This window comes from Amycolatopsis bullii, from assembly GCF_014654205.1.
Taxonomy (GTDB): domain Bacteria; phylum Actinomycetota; class Actinomycetes; order Mycobacteriales; family Pseudonocardiaceae; genus Amycolatopsis; species Amycolatopsis plumensis.
Window position 1 is genome coordinate 227,937 of the sequence record NZ_BNAW01000007.1, and the last position, 20,368, is coordinate 248,304.

The following is a 20,368-nucleotide window of genomic DNA, read 5'->3' on the forward strand; positions in this document are numbered from 1 at the left end:
GGGCAATGCGGCCGGATGGCCTGCGGGAGAAGGAAAGGCTTTCGAGCACCGCCTGGGAGCGCACGTGGACACCGGCGCGGCTGGTTGCTCAACCGTTGCCGCTCAGCATAGTGCAGCTGCACTATGCTGAGCCATCCGGTGTGCACGCAGCGGGACAACCGAAGAAACGGGTGGCGGATGAGCGGGGCAATGGTCGAAGGGACGCGCCCGGGTGCCAAAGTCGCAGCCGCAGGCGTGGGCGAGGCGGGGGAGCAGGAGCTGCGTCGGCTGCTGGCCGGCCTGACCGCGGTCCGCGACGGCGACTTCGGCATCCGGCTGCCGGGCGGGGCCGACGGCCTGCTCGGCGAGATCGCCACGGTCTTCAACGGCATGGCCGACCAGCTCTCGCTGTTCACCTCCGAGGTCACCCGCGTCGCGCGCGAGGTCGGCAGCGAGGGGCAGCTGGGCGGGCAGGCCAAGGTGCCCGGCGTGTCCGGCACGTGGAAGGACCTCACCGACTCGGTGAACGCCATGGCCGGCAACCTGACCACCCAGGTGCGTGACATCGCCCAGGTGGCGACCGCGGTGGCGAAGGGCGACCTGTCGCAGAAGATCGACGTCGACGCCCGCGGCGAGATCCTCGAGCTGAAGGACACCGTCAACACGATGGTGGACCAGCTGTCGTCCTTCGCGGACGAGGTCACCCGGGTCGCGCGCGAGGTCGGCAGCGAAGGCCGCCTCGGCGGCCAGGCCCAGGTGCCCGGCGTCGGCGGGGTGTGGCGCGACCTCACCGATTCGGTGAACTTCATGGCCGGCAACCTGACCGACCAGGTCCGCAACATCGCCCAGGTGACGACGGCGGTGGCGAAGGGCGACCTGTCGCAGAAGATCACCGTCGACGCCCGCGGCGAGATCCTCGAGCTCAAGAACACGATCAACACGATGGTCGACCAGCTGTCGTCGTTCGCGGACGAGGTCACGCGCGTCGCGCGAGAAGTCGGCACCGAAGGCAGATTGGGCGGCCAGGCCGACGTCAAGGGCGTCTCCGGCACCTGGCGCGACCTCACCGACTCGGTGAACTTCATGGCGGGCAACCTGACCGACCAGGTCCGCAACATCGCCCAGGTCGCCACTGCGGTCGCCAAGGGCGACCTCTCGCAGAAGATCAACGTCACCGCCCGCGGCGAGGTCCTGGAGCTCAAGGACACGCTGAACACGATGGTGGATCAGCTGTCCGCGTTCGCGGACGAGGTCACCCGGGTGGCGCGTGAGGTGGGCACCGAGGGCCGGCTGGGCGGCCAGGCGGACGTCAAGGGCGTCTCGGGCACCTGGAAGGACCTCACCGAGTCGGTCAACGTCATGGCCGACAACCTCACCGCGCAGGTTCGCTCGATCGCCCAGGTCACCACCGCGGTCGCCCGCGGTGACCTGTCCCAGAAGATCCGCGTCGACGCCCGCGGCGAGATCCTCGAGCTGAAGGACACCATCAACACGATGGTGGATCAGCTGTCCGCGTTCGCGGACGAGGTCACCCGGGTGGCGCGCGAGGTCGGCACCGAAGGCAACCTCGGCGGCCAGGCCACCGTCCGCGGCGTGTCCGGGACCTGGAAGAACCTGACCGACAACGTCAACGTGATGGCGTCCAACCTGACCGGCCAGGTCCGCTCGATCGCCCAGGTCGCCACCGCGGTCGCCCGCGGCGACCTGTCGGGCAAGATCACCGTCGAGGCCAAGGGCGAGGTCGCGGCACTGGCCGACGTCATCAACACGATGGTCGACACGCTGTCCGCGTTCGCGGACGAGGTCACCCGCGTGGCCCGCGAGGTCGGCACCGAGGGCATGCTCGGCGGCCAGGCGCGGGTGCCGAACGTGGCCGGGACGTGGAAGGACCTCACCGACAACGTCAACTCGATGGCGAACAACCTCACCGGGCAGGTCCGCAACATCGCCCAGGTGACCACCGCCGTCGCGCAGGGCGACCTGACCCGCAAGATCGACGTCGACGCCCGCGGCGAGATCCTGGAGCTCAAGACCACGATCAACACGATGGTCGACCAGCTCTCCGCGTTCGCCGCGGAGGTCACCCGCGTGGCCCGCGAGGTCGGCAGCGAGGGCCGGCTCGGCGGTCAGGCCGAGGTCGAGGGCGTGTCGGGCACCTGGAAGCGGCTGACGGAGAACGTCAACGAGCTGGCCGGGAACCTCACCCGCCAGGTCCGCGCGATCGCCGAAGTGACCAGTGCGGTCGCCGAGGGCGACCTGACCCGCTCGATCACCGTCGACGCCTCCGGCGAAGTCGCCGAGCTGAAGGACAACATCAACTCGATGGTGGAGTCCCTGCGCGAGACCACCCGGGCGAACCAGGAGCAGGACTGGCTGAAGTCCAACCTGGCCACGATCACCGGGCTGATGCAGGGCCGCCGGGACCTCGCCGTGGTCGCAGCCGCGGTGATGGACGAGCTGGTCCCGCTGGTCAACGCCCAGTACGGCGCCTTCTACCTGGCCGACGACACGGCCGACGTGCCCGAACTGCGGCTCGTCGGCGCCTACGGCCACCCGGACGACGGCGACGGCCCGGCCGTCCGCTTCCGGGTCGGGCAGTCGCTGGTCGGGCAGGCCGCCCGCAGCCGCCGCGCGATCGCCGTCGACGACGTCCCGCCCGGCTACGCCACGATCTCCTCCGGCCTGGGCAGCACCGCGCCGGCCAGCCTGATCGTGCTGCCGATCGTGGTCGAGGACCAGGTGCTCGGCGTGATCGAGCTGGCCTCGGTGCACGGCTTCACCACGGTGCACCGCGCGTTCCTCGAACTGCTGATGGAGCAGATCGGCGTCAACGTCAACAGCATCGTCGCCAACGCCCGCACCGACGAGCTGCTCGGCGAGTCGCAGCGGCTGACCGCGGAACTGCAGGCCCGCTCGGAGGAACTGCAGGCGCGGCAGGAAGAGCTCCAGTCGTCCAACGCCGAACTGGAGGAGAAGGCGGCGCTGCTGGTCACGCAGAACCGCGACATCGAGACGAAGAACCTGGAGATCGAGCAGGCCCGCCAGGAGCTCGAGGCGCGGGCCCAGCAGCTGACGCTGGCGTCGAAGTACAAGTCGGAGTTCCTGGCCAACATGAGCCACGAGCTGCGCACCCCGCTCAACAGCCTGCTGATCCTCGCCCAGCTGCTCGCGCAGAACCCGACCCGCAACCTCACCGCGAAGCAGGTCGAGTACGCGGGCATCATCCACTCGGCGGGCTCGGACCTGCTGCAGCTGATCAACGACATCCTCGACCTGTCGAAGGTCGAGGCCGGGAAGATGGACGTCACCCCGGAGCAGGTGTCGCTGCGCCAGCTCATCGACTACGTCGAAGCGACGTTCCGGCCGATGACCTCGCAGCGCAACCTGGACTTCCGGATCACCGTCGCGCCGGGCTCGCCCCCGGAGCTGCTGACCGACGACTCGCGGCTGCGGCAGGTGCTGCGCAACCTGCTGTCCAACGCGGTCAAGTTCACCGAGGTCGGCGGGATCGAGCTGCACATCGAGCCGGTCGACCCGGACACCCTGCCGCGGCCGCTGCGGGCCCACGGGCCCGCGCTCGCCTTCCGGGTCACCGACACCGGCATCGGGATCGCCGAGCACCAGCTCGAGTCGATCTTCGGCGCGTTCCAGCAGGCCGACGGCACGACCAGCCGCAAGTACGGCGGCACCGGGCTGGGCCTGTCGATCAGCCGCGAGATCGCGCAGCTGCTCGGCGGCGTCATCAGTGCCGAAAGCACGCTGGGCGAGGGCAGCACGTTCACCTTCACGCTGCCGGTCGCGCGCCCGGACTTCGCGCCGCTGCCGGCGGGGGAGCACCCCGGCACCGCGGTGGTGCCGGCCGACCCCGGCGCGGTCGTCCCGGCGTCCGGCCCGCGCGCCCACCGGCGGCTGCTGGTCGTCGAGGAACGCCAGCACGGGTTGCTGACGCTCGTCGCCGAGAGCGCGGCGGCGGACCTGGCCGACAGCCGGGACATCGGCCTCTCGCCCGCCGACGTCGAAGTCGTGACGGCGGTCGGCACGCAGGAGGCGGCCGCCGCGCTGGCCACCGACGCCTACCACTGCGTGGTGCTCGACCTGGACCTGCCGGACCGGACCGCGTTCTCCTTCCTCGACGCGATGGAGGGCGACAGCGCACTGCGGCTGGTCCCGGTGCTCGCGCACAACAGCCGCCGGCTCGACGGCGAGCTCGAGCAGCTGGTGCAGTCCCGCGCGGACATGCAGTCCCTCGAAGTGCTCTCCGGGCTGGACGAACTGCGCGAGCGCATCGCGCTGCACCTGTCGGCCGAGGAGCCCGGCGCGGTGCTGCCGCTGGTCCGCCAGGACGAGCCGGCCGCGCCGGTGCGGGCGGCCGACGTCGACACCACCCTCTCCGGGCGGACGGTGCTGATCGTCGACGACGACCCGCGCAACGTCTACGCGCTGACCGGGATCCTGGAGCTGCACGGCATGCACGTGCTGCACGCCGAGGACGGCCGCAAGGGCGTCGAGACGGTCGCGTCGCACCCCGGCATCGACCTGATCCTGATGGACGTGATGATGCCGGAGATGGACGGCTACACCGCGACGGCGAAGATCCGCGCGATGCCCGAGCACGCCGGGATCCCGATCGTCGCGGTGACCGCGAAGGCGATGCCGGGCGACCGGGAGAAGAGCCTCGCCTCGGGCGCGACCGACTACGTCACGAAACCGGTCGATGCGGACGACCTGATCACCCGCATCAAGCGGCACGTGACGGCGTGATCGGCGACGAGCGGTTGCCCGCCGAAGACCAGCCCGTCCCCGTGCTGCCCTCGCCGGCCGAGGTGTCGGCCAACCTGGCCCGGCTCGCCGACACCGTCGCCCGCCTGCGCGGCGAGGTCGACCACGCGCACGCCGTCGCCGACGGCCGCGGGCTGATCGAGCTGGCCAAGGGCGTGCTGATGGAACGCCTGCACTGCACGCCGTCGGACGCGGCGAAGCAGCTGGAGTCACTGGCCGAGCGCTCCGGGATGACGCCGCTGGAGTTCGCGGCGGACGTCGTCGGCGAGGCGGCCGAGGATCGCATCACCGAGGTGACGCAGGAGTTCCTGGCCCGGGCCGAAGGCGAAGAGTCCGTCGCGGTGCGGCTGCGGACGGCCGAGAGCGGGGTGCTCGCGGCGGGCGACACCCAGCGCGTGGCGGAGTCCATTCTGGAGCACGCGCTGCGGCCGCTCGGCGCGACCGCCGTCGCGGTGTGGCTGGCCGGGCCGGACGGGTCGCTGACGCTGGCCGGTTCGGCCGGGTTCTCCGCCGAGGAGGCGGCGCGCTGGTGCTACGTCCCGCCCGGCGTGGCGACGCCGGCCCGCAGCGCGCTGATCGAGCGCGACACCGTCTGGTTCCCGACCCTCTCCGGCGGCGGGCTGCCGTCGATCGGGCAGCACACGCTCTCCGGCGGCGGCCGGGTGGCCGTTCCCACCGGCACCGGCGGGCGGATCATCGGCGTCGTCGAGATGTGCTGGCCCGAGCCGCTGCCCGCGGAACCGGGCCGCCAGCGCCGTCAGCTGGAAGCACTGGCCGAGCTGTGCGCGCACACCCTGGACACCTGGGACGGCGTGGTCGCGCCGGCGCCCGGCGGCGACTTCCTCGGCGAGCTGGTCGACTTCATCGACGGCCTGCACGACCCGGCCGTGCTGCTGTCGCCGTGCGTCGACGGCGGTGACCGGCTCAGCGACTTCCGCATCCACCACGCCAACGTCCGGTTCACCGACCCTGGCGGGCGGCCGCGCAGCCGGATCGTCGGCACCCGGCTGCTGGAGTCCTACCCGCTCGCGGCCGAGGAGAGCGGCCTGCTCGACAAGATCCAGCGCGTCTACGCCACCGGTGAGCCGTTCCGGGCCGAGAGCATGGCGGTCACCACCCTGGTCGACCAGGTGCCGCTGACCGTGCTCACCGACGTCAGCCTCACCCGCTTCGCCGGGAACGTGCTGCTGATCCTGCGCATCCAGGACGACGCGGCGAAGCTCGCGGTGCTGCTGCAGCACGCCCAGCGGCTCGGGCGGATCGGTGGCTTCGAGGAGAACGTCGTCACCGGGGCGATCACCTGGAACACCGAGCTGTTCGCGTTGTACGGGCTGCCGCCGAACTCCGCGCCGCTGTCGCTGCACGACCTGGCCGGGCACGCGCACTCCGACGACGCGCCGGCGATCGGCCGGTTCCTGCGGGCGGTGCTGCACCACAAGCGCCCGTCGTCGACGGCGTTCCGGCTGCAGCGCTCCGACGGCGTCGCCCGGCACATCCGGGTGGTCGCCGAGCCGGTCGTCGACGGCCGTGGCGAACTGGTCGCGGTCCGCGGCGCCTACCAGGACGTTTCGTCGCAGCACTGGACCGAGGTGGCGCTGGCGGCGACGCGGGACAGGCTCGCCGAGACCGAGCAACAGGCGATGGAGCGCAACCGGCTCGCGCTGCAGCTGCAGCACGCGATCATGCCGCCGGCCAAGGGCCCGATCGACATGCCGGGCCTGCGCGCGGCCGTTCGCTACCGCCCGGCGGAGAAGGAGCACCTGGTCGGCGGCGACTGGTACGACGCGGTCGCGTTGCCGACCGGCGAGGTCCTGCTGTGCGTCGGCGACGTCGCCGGCCACGGCATCGACGCGGCGACGGGCATGGTGAGCCTCCGCAACGCCCTGCGCGGCCTCGCCGCGACCGGCGCCGGGCCGGGCCAGCTGCTGACCTGGCTGAACCTGGTGGCCTACCACCTGACCGATCACGTGACGGCGACGGCGGTGGCGGCGGTCTACGACCCGGCAAACCGCAAGCTGCGCTGGGCCCGAGCGGGCCACCTGCCCCCGATCGTCCGCCACCGCGACGGAACGGCCACGACGTTGCCCCTGATCCGCGGCTCGCTCCTCGGCGCGGTCCGCGACGTGACGTACGAGGAGGACGAGCTCCAGCTGGCCGAGGGCGACATCCTGCTGATCTACACCGACGGGCTGATCGAGCGGCGCGACCGCCCGGTGCAGGATTCGGTGTCCCGCCTGGTCACCCTGGTCGACGGCCACGACGGCGGCCTCGAGCACCAGCTGGACCGGCTCCTGACGTACAGCACGGCGGACACCGACGACGACACCTGCGTGGTCGGGATCGAGGTCCAGACGGACTCGTGAGTGGAAAAGAGGGTTCTAACCCGCTTTTCCACTCACGACCAGCCGCGGCAGAGGCGGGTCAGGGGTTGATGGCCAGGACGAGGAAGCCCGCCAGCAGGACCAGGTGCACGCCGCCCTGGAGGCGGGTGGCCCGGCCGGGGACCACCGTCAGGACGCTCACCACCACCGTCAGGGCGAGCAGGACGATCTGCGTCGAGCCCAGGCCGAGCAACAGCCGGCCCGGCAGCCACACCGACGCCAGCGCGATCGCCGGGATCGTCAGGCCGATGCTGGCGATCGCCGAGCCGTAGGCCAGGTTGAGGCTGATCTGCATCCGGTCGCGCTGGGCCGCGCGCACCGCGGCCAGGGTCTCCGGCAGCAGCACCAGCAGCGCGATCACCACGCCGACGAACGACTGCGGGAACCCGGCCGCGCGCACCCCGGCCTCGATCGCGGGCGACTCCACCTTCGCCAGCCCGACCACCGCGACCAGGGCCACGAGCAGCAGGGCCAGGCTGCCCAGTGCCGCGCGGTTCGACGGCGGGTCGGCGTGGTCGTCCTCCTTGACCGCGCCGTCGGCCGCCACCGGGAGGAAGAAGTCGCGGTGGCGCACCGTCTGGGTGAGCACGAACGTCCCGTACAGCACGAGGGACGCCAGCGCCGCGAACGTCAGCTGAGTGGGGGAGAACGCCGGCCCCGGCGTGCTGGAGGTGAACGCCGGGAGCACCAGGCTCAGCGTGGCCAGCGTCGCGACCGTGGCCAGTGCGGCCCCGCTGCCTTCGGAGTTGAACAACGTCGAGCCGTAGCGGCGGGCCCCGACGAGCAGGGAGATGCCGACGATGCCGTTGGTGGTGATCATGACGGCGGCGAACACCGTGTCCCGCGCCAGCGAGCCGGTGTCCGGCCCGCCGGACACCATCATCGTGACGATCAGCGCGACTTCGATGACGGTGACCGCCACCGCGAGCACCAGCGAGCCGAACGGTTCCCCCACCCGGTGGGCGACGACCTCCGCGTGGTGCACCGCGGCCAGCACGGTCGCCCCGAGTGCGACGGCGACGAGGGCCACGAAGACCGGGCCCAGGTCGCGGCCCCAGGCGAGCGCCAGCACGAGCACGCCGAGCACCGGGGTGACGGAGGTCCAGGACAGCAGGAAGGATCTCAGCGCGGCGACCATGCCCTCCACCTTGACACACGACCACGGGTTCCGCTGCCCCGCAAGGCACTTCTCACATCGTCCCATGTGGACGGTGCGGGTCCGTCGGCACCAGCCGCGGCGCCGCGGCGACGACGTGACGGCGGAAGGTTTCGCTCAGCGGCGGCAGGTTCCGGCCCGCCGCCCAGGCGAGCCCGATGTCGCGCGCAGCGTCCACATCGGTCAGTTCGAGGTGTGGTGCCGGAAATTCCGCGCTGTGCGGCAGCGGCACCACGGACACGCCGAGCCCGGCGGTGACGAGACCGCGCAGCGTCTCCACCTCGTCGCCCTCGAACCCGACACGCGGCGCGAACCCGGCCTCGGCGCACAGCCGCTCGGTCGTCTCGCGCAGCGCGTACCCCGGGCGCAGGAGGATGAACGTCTCGTCCGCGACGTCGGCGAGGCGCACCCGCCGCCGCCCGGCGAGCCGGTGGCGCGGGGGCACCGCGAGCCGCAGCGGCTCGACGAGCAGGCGGGACCAGTGCAGCTGTGGGTGCCCGCGGTCGCCGCTGGTGATGACCAGGTCCGCGGTGCCGTCGAGGAGCTCGGCCTCGAGCCCGGCCTCGCCGTGCTGCCGCAGCTCGAAGCGGGCGCTCGGGTGGTCACGCAGGAAGCCGCTCAGCACGGCGGGCACCAGCCAGGTGCCGAACGTGTGCAGGAAGGCCAGCGGGACGACGCCGGTGTCCGGCGCGACGATCTCGCCGACTTCGCGCAGGCCCTGGTCGAGCTGGTCGAGCACGAGGTCGACGTGCCGCTTGAAGGCGTGCCCGGCCGGCGTCAGCCGCAGCACCCGCCCGGACCGGCGGAACAGCTCGGCGCCGGCGTCGTGCTCCAGGCGGCGGAGGGCCCGGGACAGCGCCGGCTGGGTGAGGTGGGCCCGCGCGGCGGTCTCGGTGACGGTGGCGCCGGCCGCGACCGCGCGGAAGAGCCGCAGCGTCTGGACGTCCATGCGTCCAGTGTATGGATTTTCAGCCAATCAGGCATTGGACGCATCGATCATCGGAGGCCACCCTGGAGGTATGGCTACCGTGGCAGAACAACTGGTCAGGACCCTGCGCGACGCCGGGGTCGAGCGCATCTACGGCATCGTGGGGGACAGCCTGAACCCGATCGTCGACGCGGTCCGCCGCACCGACGGCATCGAGTGGGTCCACGTCCGCCACGAGGAGACCGCCGCCTTCGCCGCGGCGGCCGAAGCGCAGGTCACCGGCAAGCTCGCGGTCTGCGCGGGTAGCTGCGGGCCGGGCAACCTGCACCTGATCAACGGCCTGTTCGACGCCCATCGCTCGGGCGCGCCGGTGCTGGCGATCGCGTCGCACATCCCGTCGAACCAGATCGGCACCGGGTTCTTCCAGGAGACCCACCCGGACCGGCTCTTCGCCGAGTGCAGCCACTTCAGCGAGGTCGTGGCGGACCCGGCGCAGCTGCCGCGCCTGCTGCGGATCGCCACGCAGGCCGCCGTCGGCAAGGGCGGCGTCGCAGTGCTGACCATCCCGGGCGACCTAGCCGACCGCAAGGCCACCGGCCCGCTCACCGAGCGGCTCCCGCTGGTGACGCCGTCGCCCGCGGTGCCTTCCGCGGAGACCGTCCAGGAGCTGGCCGATCTGCTGAACTCCGGCGAGAAGGTGATGCTCTTCGCGGGCGCCGGGGTCCGCGGGGCGCACGACGAGGTCATGGCGCTGGCGGAGAAGCTCGCCGCGCCGGTCGGGCACTCGCTCGGCGGCAAGGAGTGGATCCAGTACGACAACCCGTTCGACGTCGGCATGAGCGGCCTGCTCGGCTACGGCGCCTGCTACGACGCGATGCACGAGGCCGACCGGATCGTGCTGCTGGGCACGGACTTCCCGTACGACAACTTCCTCCCGCAGGCGCACACGATCCAGCTCGACCACGACGCCTCGCGCCTGGGCCGCCGCACGCCGCTGGACCTGGCGGTGCACGGCGACGTGCGCGAGACGCTGCGCGCGCTGCTCCCGCTCCTGCGGCCGCGCACCGACCGGGCGTTCCTCGACCGGATGCTGCGCGAGCACGTGCGGAAGCTGGAGAAGGTCGTCGGTGCGTACACGACGAAGATCGAGCACCGCCGTCCGATCCACCCGGAGTACGTCGCTTCGGTGCTCGACGAGGTCGCGGCCGACGACGCGGTGTTCACCGTCGACACCGGCATGGGCAACGTCTGGGCCGCGCGCTACCTGACGCCGAACGGCCGCCGCCGCGTGCTGGGTTCGTTCCGGCACGGCAGCATGGCGAACGCGCTGCCGCACGCGATCGGCGCCCAGCTGGCCCAGCCGGGCCGCCAGGTCGTGTCGCTGTCGGGCGACGGCGGGCTCGCGATGCTGATGGGCGACCTGCTGACGCTGCCGGCGTACGACGTCCCGGTGAAGGTCGTGGTGTTCAACAACGCCACGCTCGGCATGGTGAAGCTGGAGATGCTGGTCGACGGCCTCCCGGACTTCGGCACCGACCACGCCCCGGTGAACTTCGCGGCGATCGCCGCGGCCTGCGGCGTGTTCTCCGAGCGCGTCGAGGACCCGGCCGACGTCCGCGGCGCGCTGGAGAAGGCGTTCGTCCACCCCGGCCCGGCGGTGGTCGAGGTGGTGACCGACCCGAACGCGCTGTCGATCCCGCCGCGGATCACCGGGGAGATGGTGCGCGGGTTCGCGCTGGGGGCGACGAAGACGGTGCTCAACGGCGGTGTCGGCAAGATGGTCGACCTCGCCCGCGCCAACCTCCGCAACACCCCGCGGCCGTAGCCTCCCGGCGCGCCGGGTCCGGTCCACTGTGGACCGAACCCGGGGTGCCGGCCGACCTCGGCTACGCACGGTGGTGATCGACCACTCGTTCGGCTGCTGGGGGCGCGGTGGGGTTGCCTCTTACCGTCGAGGGAGTGCTCGCCGTCGGCGTCGTGGGAGGTGTGACCGGCGTGCTCGTGGCCCTCCAGCGAACCGGCGAAGACCGCCCGCTCCCGCCGGCGGCGGCGCACCTGGTGGCGTTGCTGCGATCGTGGGGCCCGGGCCCGGAACACCTGACGGGGCTGGCGCTGGCGGGCATCACGCTGCCCGGGCGGCTCGGCCCCCGGGTCGTGGACGCGCTCGTGTTCACCCGGTGCGGAGTGGTGGTCATCGCGGCGCACGAACCCGGCCCGGCGGAGTGGCCGGGCCCGGGCGACCGCACGGGAGCGGCGGTGGCGGCGGCCAGGGGAGCTTTGGCCGGCCACGAAGGCGGGCGGCACGTGACGGGCCTGGTCGCGGTGGTTCCCCCGGCGGAAGCAGCCGGGAAGGGGAGCGCGCAGGAGTTGCGGTTGGGCGAGTGGGCGGCAGTCGGGCGCGAGGCTGCCTCCGAGCCGCTGCCGCGGACGAATGGCCCAGGTGGCAAGGGCACGCCGGAGGCGCCTGGCCCCGGGGTGGCGGCGGAAGGTCGAGCCGGATCCACCTCCGCGCCGGTCTCGCGAGGGAATGGGGCAGGCGGCGAGCGGCCGCCCGGTCCCGAGATGGCGTCGGAAGACCAACCCGGCCCCGCCCCGGCGCAGCAGCCTGCTCTGCGGTGGCCCGATCCGCACCCCGTGCCCGGCGTCGCCGTCGTCCTCGCCGATCCCCGTGGGCTGCGGCGGATCATCGCCCAGCACAACCGGTGGCGGACCGTCTGGTCGGCCGATGACGTCCTCGATGCCTGCTACGCCCTCTCCCTCGCGCACCTCGCCCCGCCGCGGGGCGCGCTCATCGCCGACGGGTTCCCGGCGCGGCTTCCCGTGCTCGACCGGCTGCCCGAACTGCCCGCCGTGATCGCCGTGCCCCCGCCGGAACCGCCGCCGCCGGCGGCCGCCGAAGACGATCCCGTCGCGTGGACTCCGTCGGCGCGGGCGGTCGTCTTCCCGCGGCAGCGGCCGATCCGGCAGATCCCGTGGGGCCTGCTCTTCGTGCTCGTCGTGCTGGTCACCATCGGCGTCGTCGCGGCCGTCTTCGTCGGGCAGGTCTTTCACGGCTCTTGACCCGATCGGATCGCGTCAACTAGGCCATCTGCACCGTTTCCCGCACGCACCGGCTGGGCACCTCCCGGTAGACGTGAAAGGGGTTCACGATGCCGCGCACCCGAGCGCTTGTCCTGCTCGCCGTCCTCGCCGGTTCCTCCCTCACCGGGTGCAAGCTCGCCGACGAGCTGGCGTCCGGGGCCGGGCCGGTGACGCAGGGACCCGAAACGGCCGCCGCGCCGCGGATCGCGCCCGCCGATGCGCGGAACGAGCTCGCGGCCCTTCAGGTCGCCGTGCGCGGCACTATGGACGGCTACAGCCGGGACGAGTTCCCGCACTGGGACAAGGTCGACGCGAACTGCGACGTCCGCGAAGAGGTGCTCAAGCGCGACGGCAAGGACGTCCAGACCGACTCGCGCTGCGCCCCGAAATCCGGCACCTGGGTCAGTCCCTACGACGGCGAGACCTGGCACAAGCCGTCCGATGTGGACATCGACCACATGGTCCCGCTCGGGCAGGCCTGGATCAGCGGCGCGAAGAGCTGGACGCGGGAACGGCGCGAGCAGTTCGCGAACGACCTCGTGCGCCCGCAGCTGAAAGCCGTCACCGACAACCTCAACGAACAGAAGAGCGACAAGGGCCCGGACGAGTGGAAGCCGCCGCTCGTGTCGTACTGGTGCGCCTACGCCACCGACTGGATCGTCGTGAAGCACGACTACGGCCTGACGATCACCGTCCCCGAACGGGCCGCACTGGAGTCGATGTTGCAGCACTGCTAGAACGAGCGGGCCGCCGCCACCGCCTGCCCGACGTAGGACTGTCCGAACAGGACGGTGTGCACCAGCAGCGGGAACAGCTGGTGCAGCCCGATCCGGTCGCGCCAGCCGTCGGCCAGTGGCGCCGACTCGTCGTAGGCGGCGATGACGCGATCGAGGTGGGGGCAGCCGAAGAGGTGCAGCATCGCCAGGTCCGTCTCGCGGTGCCCGCCGTGGGCCGCCGGGTCGATCAGCCACGCCTCGCGCCCGTCCCACAGGACGTTGCCGTTCCAGAGGTCGCCGTGCAGCCGCGCGGGCGGCTCGGCCGACGCCGGGATCCGCGCGCAGGCCCGTTCGAACAACGTCGCTTCGGCCGGGCCGAACGTCCCCGCGTCCACCGCCAGCCGCACGTAGGGCAGCACGCGATCGGCGGCGTACCAGGACGCCCAGTCGTCCGCCGGGACGTTGGCCATCGGCGCCCGGCCGATCCACGCGTCCGCGGGGCCGCCTGGGGGAGTGGCGCCGAACGCCGGAGCCCCGGCGGCGTGCAAGCCGGCCAGCCCGCGGCCGAAGCGTTCCGCCGCCGCGGCCGAGGGACGGCCGGCCGGGACGCGGTCGATCACGAGCTGGTCCTGGTCGAAACTCCGCACGGTGGGCACCGGGACCGTGCCCGCGGCCGCGAGCCAGCGCAGGCCCGCCACCTCGGCCACCGTCGCGCCGGGTGCGTGGCCCCGCTTGACCACCACCTCGCGGCCGTCTTCGGACTCGCTCATGGGCCGCACGCTACCGGGGCGCTACGGTGGTGGCCGGAGACAGGGGGAACAACGGTGACGGTGCAGGTCCGGGAACTCGAACAGCTGCTCGGAACGCTGGCGGAGGTCCAGCGTTCGGAGGCGCGCGACTACTCGTCGTTCAGCGTGCGCGGCAAGCGGTTCGGGTACTTCTGGCCGCGGACCCGGACCGTCGGGCTGAAGCAGACCGTCTCCGAACAGCTGGCGCTGGTGTCCGAACGCCCGGACGTGTTCGAGGTGCAGTTCACCGCGGGCGGCTTCGGCTGGGTCGTCGTCTACTTGGACGGCATCGACGCCGATGAGCTTGCCGAGCTCCTCTACGAAGCCTGGCGGCTCTCCGCTCCGGAGGACCTGGTGGCGGAGGTGCCCTTCACCAGGATCGCCCGCGCGTAGAGCAGGTCGAACCCCTGCCGCTGCGCGTTCTGGTGCGACTTCGACCCGGGCTGCGTGGTGACGACGGCGAGGTCGCACCCGGCCTCGGCGGCCGCTGCCAGCCGGGCCCGCAGCAGGGCCGTCTGGACGCCACGGCGGCGGTGGGCGGGCAGTGTCGCCGCGCCGCTGAACTGCGCGATCCCGTCGGTGACACGGAAACTCGCGCCGCCGGCGAACTCGCCGTCCCGCGTCGCCAGGTACCGCCGGACGCCTGCCATGTCCCGCAGGGCGTTCACGAGCAGGTCGCGGGGGAAGTCTTCGTGCGAGGGCACGCCTTGCTCGTCGGCCACCAGGGACGCTTCGGCGACCGCGGACAGCCAGGTCTCCAGCTCGTCGTCGCGGCAGGCCCGGACACCTGCGGGGAAGCCGCTGTTCCCGATCCGCCGTCCGAGCACGTTTTCGTAGGACTCCAGGCGGTAGCCCCGGGCGGTCAGGAAGGCGCCCACCGCGGGATCGGCGAGCTGGCAGAGTTCGACCTGCACCGGCGCGCCGCGTTCGGCGAAGGCTGCTTCGACCTCGTCGAGACCTTCGGGCAAGCCCGCGAAGCCCAGTCCGGCGATCTTGTTGAACGGCGAGCCCGCCTCGGCGAAGGTCGCGACACCCCCGGCGAGCGGGCGGGTGAAGCCGCGGCCATCGCCGAGCCGCCGCCGGGCCGCGTCGGCGCACGCGCTGACGAACCGCGTCTCCGCGCGTTCGATGCGCTCGGCCAGCGCTGTGTCGCAGAAAAGCCGTTCCCCGTCCACGTCCCCACAGTGGCGGACGCGGACGGGGAACGCCAACCGGTTTACCCTTCCACGCGGTGCGAGGCCCAGAACGACGTCAGGTCGGTCGACCCGGCCGCCGCCTGTGCCGCGGCCTTGAACTCCGCGGTCGTCGACACGCCGTACCAGTGCGACTGGGCGTAGGACTTCAGCAGGTTCGCCATCGCCGTGTCGCCGATCAGCCGCCGCAGGTCGTGCAGGGTGCACTTGCCGTAGTTGTAGACCACCGTGGAGTACCGGGACGAATGCGCGTCCCAGTAGGCCATCGAGTTGGTCAGCTTCTCCGCGCTCGACTGCCAGGTGATGCCGCAGCCGCTGCCGGTGATCCCGCGGTAGAGGTCGGTGGCGTAGTCGGTGAAGCTCTCGTCCAGCCACGGGGAGTTGTACTCGTCGTCGCCGACGATCCCGTAGAACCACTGGTGCGCCAGCTCGTGGGGGAGTGCCGTGGTCGAGACGAGGTCCATCACGAAGCCCGGGTACTCCATGCCGCCGAACCAGAAGTTGTTGTCCAGCACCACGTCGACTTCACCGTAGGGGTAGTCGCCGAAGCGGCCCGAGTGGACGTCGATCGAGTCGGCGGCCAGGGACAGCATCTGGTTGGCGCTGCTGGTGGAGATCCCGCTGACCGAATAGACGTTGACCCGCACGCCCTTGCCGGACGTCGTGGTGATCTTCGCGAACGGCCCGGCGGCCCACGCGAAGTCCCGCACCTTCGACGCGACGGCGTGCGTGGTGGTCGTGGTGCCGCTGGTCGTCTCGGTCGAGGTGCCGGTGGCCGGGGTGAGCAGCGATGCCGGGTGCACGAGGGTGACGTCGAAGTCGCTGATCACCGTGTAGAACGACTCACCGTTGTTCGTGTACGGGTCCAGGTGCCAGCCCGCGCCGTCGCGGACGGCGAGCACCGGCAGCGCGTTGCCGATCATGTTGTACGCGCCGTCGTGGCCGAACCGGTCCGCGCCGCTCGGCACGACGATCTTCAGGTCGAACCCGATGGTCGCCGACTGGCCCTGGGCCAGCGGCGCGGGCAGCGTGATCTTCATGGCCGTGCAGTTGACGCTCAGCGCGGACGCCGTGCCGCCGGTGACGTTCGTGACGGTGATCGGCGTCGTCGGGCAGGCGCCGTGGTAGTTGTCCCAGAGCCGCAAGTACACCTCCGGCAGCGCGGTCGAGGAGCCGTTGGTGAAGCTGACGCTCTGGTGCCCGGTCCACGTGTCGCCCGCGGTGTTCGACGTCAGGTTCACCGTGTAAGCGGGGTTGACCGGCGTGCGCGTCGAGTCGGCCGGGGCGGCCGAGATCGTCCAGGTGAAGGTGGCGCTGCCGCTGTTGCCGGCCGGGTCCTTGGCCGTCACGGTCACCGAGGAGGTACCCGCGGTCGTCGGCGTGCCGGTGATCTTGCCCGTGCTCGCCCCGATCGTGAGGCCCGCGGGCAGGCCGGTGGCGCTGTAGGTGAGCGCGTCGCCCTGCGGGTCGCTCGCCTGGATCTGCAGCGACGCGGCCTGGCCGACGGCGCCGGTCTGGGCGCCCGGTGCGGTGACGACCGGCGACTGCGAGGTCCCCGCGGTGGTCAGGGAGAAGTCGTCGAGGACGAAGTTGGTGGCGAGGCTGGAATCCTCGGTGCCGGTGACCTTCAGCGTCACGGTCTGGCCGAGGTAGCGGGAGACGTCCACGGTGCGCTGGACGTAGCCGGTGTTCTTGTCCAGGTTGGAGTAGCTCGCCAGGGTGTCCGAACCCGCCTGCACCACCAGCTTGTCGTACTTCGTGCCGGTCGTCGTCTCCTTGGTGTCGATGTGCTGCCACCACGAGAGCGTGGCCGACGCGCAGCCGGCGGGCAGCGTCAGCGACTGGGACAAGGTGTCGGTGTGCGTGCTGCCGGTGCCGTCCAGGCGGGCGAGCATCGTCCCGCCGTGCGCGGGTTGCGCCGTGGTGGCCGCGGTGATGACGCCGCTGGTCTGGGTCCACGGCGTGGTGCCGCTCTCGAACCCGCCGTTGCCGACGATCTGGTCACCGCAGACCGCGGCGGCCTCGGCCGGCGCGGCGACGGCGACGGTGCCCAGCAGGCCGATGGCCACGCCGAGCACGGCAGGAAGCACCCTCGATCTCATGGAGGTCGTCCTTTCCCGGCTCCGCCCGTGGGAGCCAGGAGAAGCGTCCCCTTCGGTCCGGAAGGGCGGAACCCGCCAAGAGTCGGGTTCCGTGCCGCTTTCGTCGTGTATGCGCGGCAAAGTCCGGCTGTGCACCGCTTTTGCGAGCTGAGCAGTCTGCCGCAGCCGGTCGTGAGTGGTAAGGCGGGTTCTAACCCTCCTTGCCACTCACGACGGGTCGAGGACGCGGGCGGCTCGCGTTTCCAAGGGCCGGTAACCCGCCTGGGCCGCGAGCTTGACCGCCGCTTCGCCGTGGGTGCGCGCCACTTCGGTGTCGCCCACGGCGAGCGCCGCTTCGGCGAGGCCGGTCAGGGCCGCGGCTTCACACCACGTGAAGCTCGTTTCGCGGGCGATGTCCAGTGCCGCCGTCAGGTGCTCGACCGCCTCCGCCGCGCGGTCCAGGCGGAGGCACGTTTCGCCGAGCGCGGCCAGTGCCGACGCCTCGGTGCCGCGGTCGCCGATGCGGCGGGTCAGCTCCACGGCGTCGGCGGCGTCGGTCAGCGCCCGGGTGGCGTCGCCCGCCCGGGCCTCCATGACCGCGCGGCCGGACAGCGCCGCCGCTTCGCCGTACTGGTAGCCGAGTTCCCGGTTCGCCGTCAGGGCCCGCTCGTAGAAGTCGGCCGCGACGGCGTGGCCGAGATCCCGGTGGACGTGCCCGAGGTCGACCAGCAGCACGGCGACGCTGAACCGCGCGTCGTCGCGTTCGGCGATCTCGAGCGCGCGGGAGAAGTGGCCGAGCGCGGCGTCGAAGTCGCCGACCTGGCCGCAGGCGAACCCGAGGTTGGCCAGTGCCATCGTGATGCCCGGCATGGCCGCTTCTTCGCACAGCCGCAACGCTTCCAGGCCGCACGCGATCGCTTCGTGCGCGTCGCCGAGGCGCTGGAGCACGGCGCTCAGGTTGTTGAGCGCCGCGGCTCGCCCGGCCGGCCACTCCGCCGCCAGCCCGTCGGCCAGCACCGTCGTCAGGTGGGCGCGGGCGTCGGCGTAGCGGCCGCTGTTGACCCCGGCGAGCGCGATGGACAGCCGCATCGCCGCCTGCGCCTGCCGGTCGCCGTCGGCCTGGGCGGCGGTCAGCGCCGTCGTGGCCGTGTCGATCCATTCCGTGTGGTGGCCGCGGTGGTGGAAGAAGGCCCGGAGCGCGTCGGCCAGGTGCCACGCGTATTCGCGCGGCCCGTGCGCCGCCGCGTGCTCGACGGCGGCGGCGAGGTTCGGCCACTCCGTGTCCAGCCAGGCCAGCGCGTCTTCGGTGCCCTCGAACACCGTTTCGGGATCGGGCCGGGGGAGCCGGAGGAAGTGCGGGATCAGCAGGCGGCCGGCCGCGTCGGCCGTCGCGAGGTAGTGGTCGAACAGCCGTCGCCGCGCCGCCGCCCGTTCGGCGGGGGTGTCGTCGGCCGCGACCCGCCCGCCCGCGTAGCTGCGCAGCAGGTCGTGGAAGCGGTAGCGGCCGGGCAGGTGCCGTTCGACGAGGTTGGCCGCGGCGAGGGCCTTGAGCTGCTGGCTCGCCCGACCGTCGGCCACGTCGACGAGCCGGGCGGCCACCGGCGCGGTGAACGTCTGGCCCGGCACCAGCGCGAGGCGCCGGAACAGCAGGCGGTGTCCGGCGGGCAAGGCGCGGTACGACACGGAGAACGCCGTCGTGACCGCGCTTTCTTCGGCACCGTCCACGCTCAGCCCGGCGAGGGGATCACCGTCGGCGAGTTCCCGCGCCAGCTCGGCGATGCCGGACACCTCGCCGGCGCCGAGGTTGGCCGCGGCCAGCCGCAGCGCGAGCGGGAGGTGCCCGCACAGCCGGGCCAGCTCCGCCGCCGCGGCCGGCTCCGCGGCGACCGCGGGCGGCCCGAGCACGGTTTCCAGCAGCTGCCGGGAATCGTCGGCCGGCAGCACGGACAGCGGCACCGCCCGCGCGCCGGTACGGGCGATGAGGTCGCCGAGCCGCTGGCGGCTGGTGATCAGCACCGTGCCGGAGGGCGGCAGCAGCGGCGTCACCTGGGCGCTGTCGCGCGCGTTGTCGAGCAGGACCAGGACCTGCCGGTCGGCCAGCAGCGAACGCCAGAGCGCGGTGCGGCCGTCCGGGTCCGGCGGGATCGCGCGCGGGTCGGTGCCCAGCGCGCGCAGCAGCTGCGCGGCCGCGACGGCCGGGGTGAGTGGCTCGTGGTCGGGGTCGAACCCGCGCAGGTCGAGGTAGAGCTGGCCGTCACCGAACCGGTCGCGGACGCGGTGCGCCCAGCGGACGGCGAGCGCGGTCTTCCCGACGCCCGCGGTGCCGGTGACCACGCGGATGTCGGCGCCGGGGCCGGGAGCCGCCGGTTCGTCGAGCCGGGCCAGCTCGGCGGCCCGGCCGGTGAAGCCGCGGACGTCGTGGGGCAGCTGGGCCGGGCGGACCGGTTCCGGTGGCGGCTCCGGCACGAGGTCGAGCGCGGGATCGGCGGCGAGGATCGCGGCCTCGAGCCGGGTCAGGTCCGGCGACGGGTCGAGCCCGAGCTCGGCGACCAGCCGGGCGCGCAGGGCGCGGAACGCGGCGAGGGCGTCGTCGGTGCGGCCCTCGCGGTGCAGGGCGAGCATCAGCTGGCCGACGAACCGCTGGCGGAACGGGTGCGCGGCGACCAGCGTCGTCAGCTCGGCGAGGAGGTCCCGGCCCCGGCCGAGCCGCAGCTGCGCGTCGATGCGGTCTTCCAGCGCGCTCCAGCGGGCTTCGTTCAGCCCGGCGAGGAGCAGCTCGGCGACAGCGCCGGACGCGGCTCCGGCGAGGGCGTCGCCCCGCCAGAGCGCGAGGGCCTCGTCGAACAGTTCGACGGCGGCCTCGTCACCGGCCGCGCGGGCCCGGCGGACCAGTGCGGTGAACCGGTGGGCGTCGATCGTGTCCGGGTCGGCGCGCAGGACGTACCCGTGCCCCTCGGTGACGAGATCGGGGCCGCCCGCGGTGCGGAACACCGCGCGCAGGCGGGAGACCAGCGCCTGGACGGTGTTGCGCGCGCTCGCCGGGGGATCGTCGGGCCAGAGCAGGTCCACGAGGTTTTCGACGGTGACCGGGCGCGGGGTTTCGAGGAGCAGGACGGCGAGGACGAGACGCTGCTTGCGGGAGCCGAGGTCGACCGGGTCGCCGTCCGCCGTCGCCTCGACGGCGCCGAGGACGCGGAACTCCACCCGTCACCTCCACTCACCCGATCGGGGGTGCAAGCGTACTGCAAGCGTGGTGCAGTCCCGGTCCGCCATCCTGACGGTGCTG

Annotated in this window: 12 protein-coding genes; 6 read left to right on the forward strand and 6 right to left on the reverse strand. The window is 72.6% G+C overall.

The genetic code is table 11. From position 1 onward, the window contains the following. Window positions 1-189 precede the first annotated feature (189 nt). Window positions 190-4,740: a HAMP domain-containing protein gene (locus IE317_RS12500; RefSeq protein WP_191309599.1), complete on the forward strand. Its 4,551-nt coding sequence runs from the start codon at window positions 190-192 to the stop codon at window positions 4,738-4,740. After that, window positions 4,737-7,121: a SpoIIE family protein phosphatase gene (locus tag IE317_RS12505; RefSeq protein WP_191309513.1), complete on the forward strand. Its 2,385-nt coding sequence runs from the start codon at window positions 4,737-4,739 to the stop codon at window positions 7,119-7,121. The genes IE317_RS12500 and IE317_RS12505 overlap by 4 nt, the downstream gene beginning before the upstream one ends. A 58-nt stretch (window positions 7,122-7,179) precedes the next feature. Here IE317_RS12505 and IE317_RS12510 read toward each other — a convergent pair whose 3' ends face one another. Continuing rightward, on the reverse strand, window positions 7,180-8,277 hold the full coding sequence (locus IE317_RS12510; protein ID WP_191309515.1) for a calcium:proton antiporter: 1,098 nt from the start codon (window positions 8,275-8,277) through the stop codon (window positions 7,180-7,182). A 52-nt stretch (window positions 8,278-8,329) separates the two neighbouring features. Continuing rightward, window positions 8,330-9,244: a LysR family transcriptional regulator gene (locus IE317_RS12515; RefSeq protein WP_191309517.1), complete on the reverse strand. Its 915-nt coding sequence runs from the start codon at window positions 9,242-9,244 to the stop codon at window positions 8,330-8,332. 70 nt (window positions 9,245-9,314) lie between these two features. Between IE317_RS12515 and IE317_RS12520 the strand changes: the two genes are divergently transcribed. The 3 genes from IE317_RS12520 (at window position 9,315) to IE317_RS12530 (ending at window position 13,041) form a co-directional block, all read left to right on the forward strand. After that, window positions 9,315-11,048: a pyruvate dehydrogenase gene (locus IE317_RS12520; protein ID WP_191309518.1), complete on the forward strand. Its 1,734-nt coding sequence runs from the start codon at window positions 9,315-9,317 to the stop codon at window positions 11,046-11,048. 134 nt (window positions 11,049-11,182) lie between these two features. Continuing rightward, complete coding sequence (locus IE317_RS12525; RefSeq protein ID WP_229902671.1) at window positions 11,183-12,283, forward strand: hypothetical protein; 1,101 nt, start codon at window positions 11,183-11,185, stop codon at window positions 12,281-12,283. A gap of 89 nt (window positions 12,284-12,372) precedes the next feature. Next, window positions 12,373-13,041 carry an HNH endonuclease family protein gene (locus tag IE317_RS12530; protein WP_191309520.1) on the forward strand — a complete coding sequence of 223 codons (669 nt, stop codon included), beginning with the start codon at window positions 12,373-12,375 and terminating at the stop codon, window positions 13,039-13,041. Here the strand turns inward: IE317_RS12530 and IE317_RS12535 are convergent. Further along, complete coding sequence (locus tag IE317_RS12535) at window positions 13,038-13,790, reverse strand: fructosamine kinase family protein (RefSeq protein ID WP_191309522.1); 753 nt, start codon at window positions 13,788-13,790, stop codon at window positions 13,038-13,040. The two genes, IE317_RS12530 and IE317_RS12535, sit on opposite strands and share 4 nt — an antisense overlap. A gap of 54 nt (window positions 13,791-13,844) precedes the next feature. On the opposite strand from IE317_RS12535, the gene IE317_RS12540 reads away from it, so the two are divergent. Next, window positions 13,845-14,201 (forward strand): MmcQ/YjbR family DNA-binding protein, encoded by a 357-nt coding sequence (locus IE317_RS12540; protein WP_191309524.1) that lies wholly within the window; start codon window positions 13,845-13,847, stop codon window positions 14,199-14,201. On the opposite strand, the gene IE317_RS12545 is transcribed toward IE317_RS12540, so the two are convergent. The 3 genes from IE317_RS12545 to IE317_RS12555 all read right to left on the reverse strand — a co-directional run bounded on the left by IE317_RS12545 (window position 14,126) and on the right by IE317_RS12555 (window position 20,286). Further along, on the reverse strand, window positions 14,126-14,983 hold the full coding sequence (locus IE317_RS12545; RefSeq protein ID WP_191309526.1) for a GNAT family N-acetyltransferase: 858 nt from the start codon (window positions 14,981-14,983) through the stop codon (window positions 14,126-14,128). The two genes, IE317_RS12540 and IE317_RS12545, sit on opposite strands and share 76 nt — an antisense overlap. Before the next feature lie 41 nt (window positions 14,984-15,024). After that, window positions 15,025-17,091 (reverse strand): putative Ig domain-containing protein, encoded by a 2,067-nt coding sequence (locus IE317_RS12550; protein ID WP_191309602.1) that lies wholly within the window; start codon window positions 17,089-17,091, stop codon window positions 15,025-15,027. 219 nt (window positions 17,092-17,310) lie between these two features. Next, window positions 17,311-20,286, reverse strand: coding sequence for an AfsR/SARP family transcriptional regulator (locus IE317_RS12555; protein WP_191309528.1), 2,976 nt, complete (start codon window positions 20,284-20,286; stop codon window positions 17,311-17,313). Window positions 20,287-20,368: the final 82 nt, after the last annotated feature.

Coding starts and splice junctions, on each gene's coding strand:
- IE317_RS12520 (WP_191309518.1), top strand. CDS start 9,315: ATGGCTACCGTGGCAGAACAACTGGTCAGGACCCTGCGCGACGCCGGG.
- IE317_RS12535 (WP_191309522.1), bottom strand. CDS start 13,790: ATGAGCGAGTCCGAAGACGGCCGCGAGGTGGTGGTCAAGCGGGGCCAC.
- IE317_RS12530 (WP_191309520.1), top strand. CDS start 12,373: ATGCCGCGCACCCGAGCGCTTGTCCTGCTCGCCGTCCTCGCCGGTTCC.
- IE317_RS12515 (WP_191309517.1), bottom strand. CDS start 9,244: ATGGACGTCCAGACGCTGCGGCTCTTCCGCGCGGTCGCGGCCGGCGCC.
- IE317_RS12510 (WP_191309515.1), bottom strand. CDS start 8,277: ATGGTCGCCGCGCTGAGATCCTTCCTGCTGTCCTGGACCTCCGTCACC.
- IE317_RS12500 (WP_191309599.1), top strand. CDS start 190: ATGGTCGAAGGGACGCGCCCGGGTGCCAAAGTCGCAGCCGCAGGCGTG.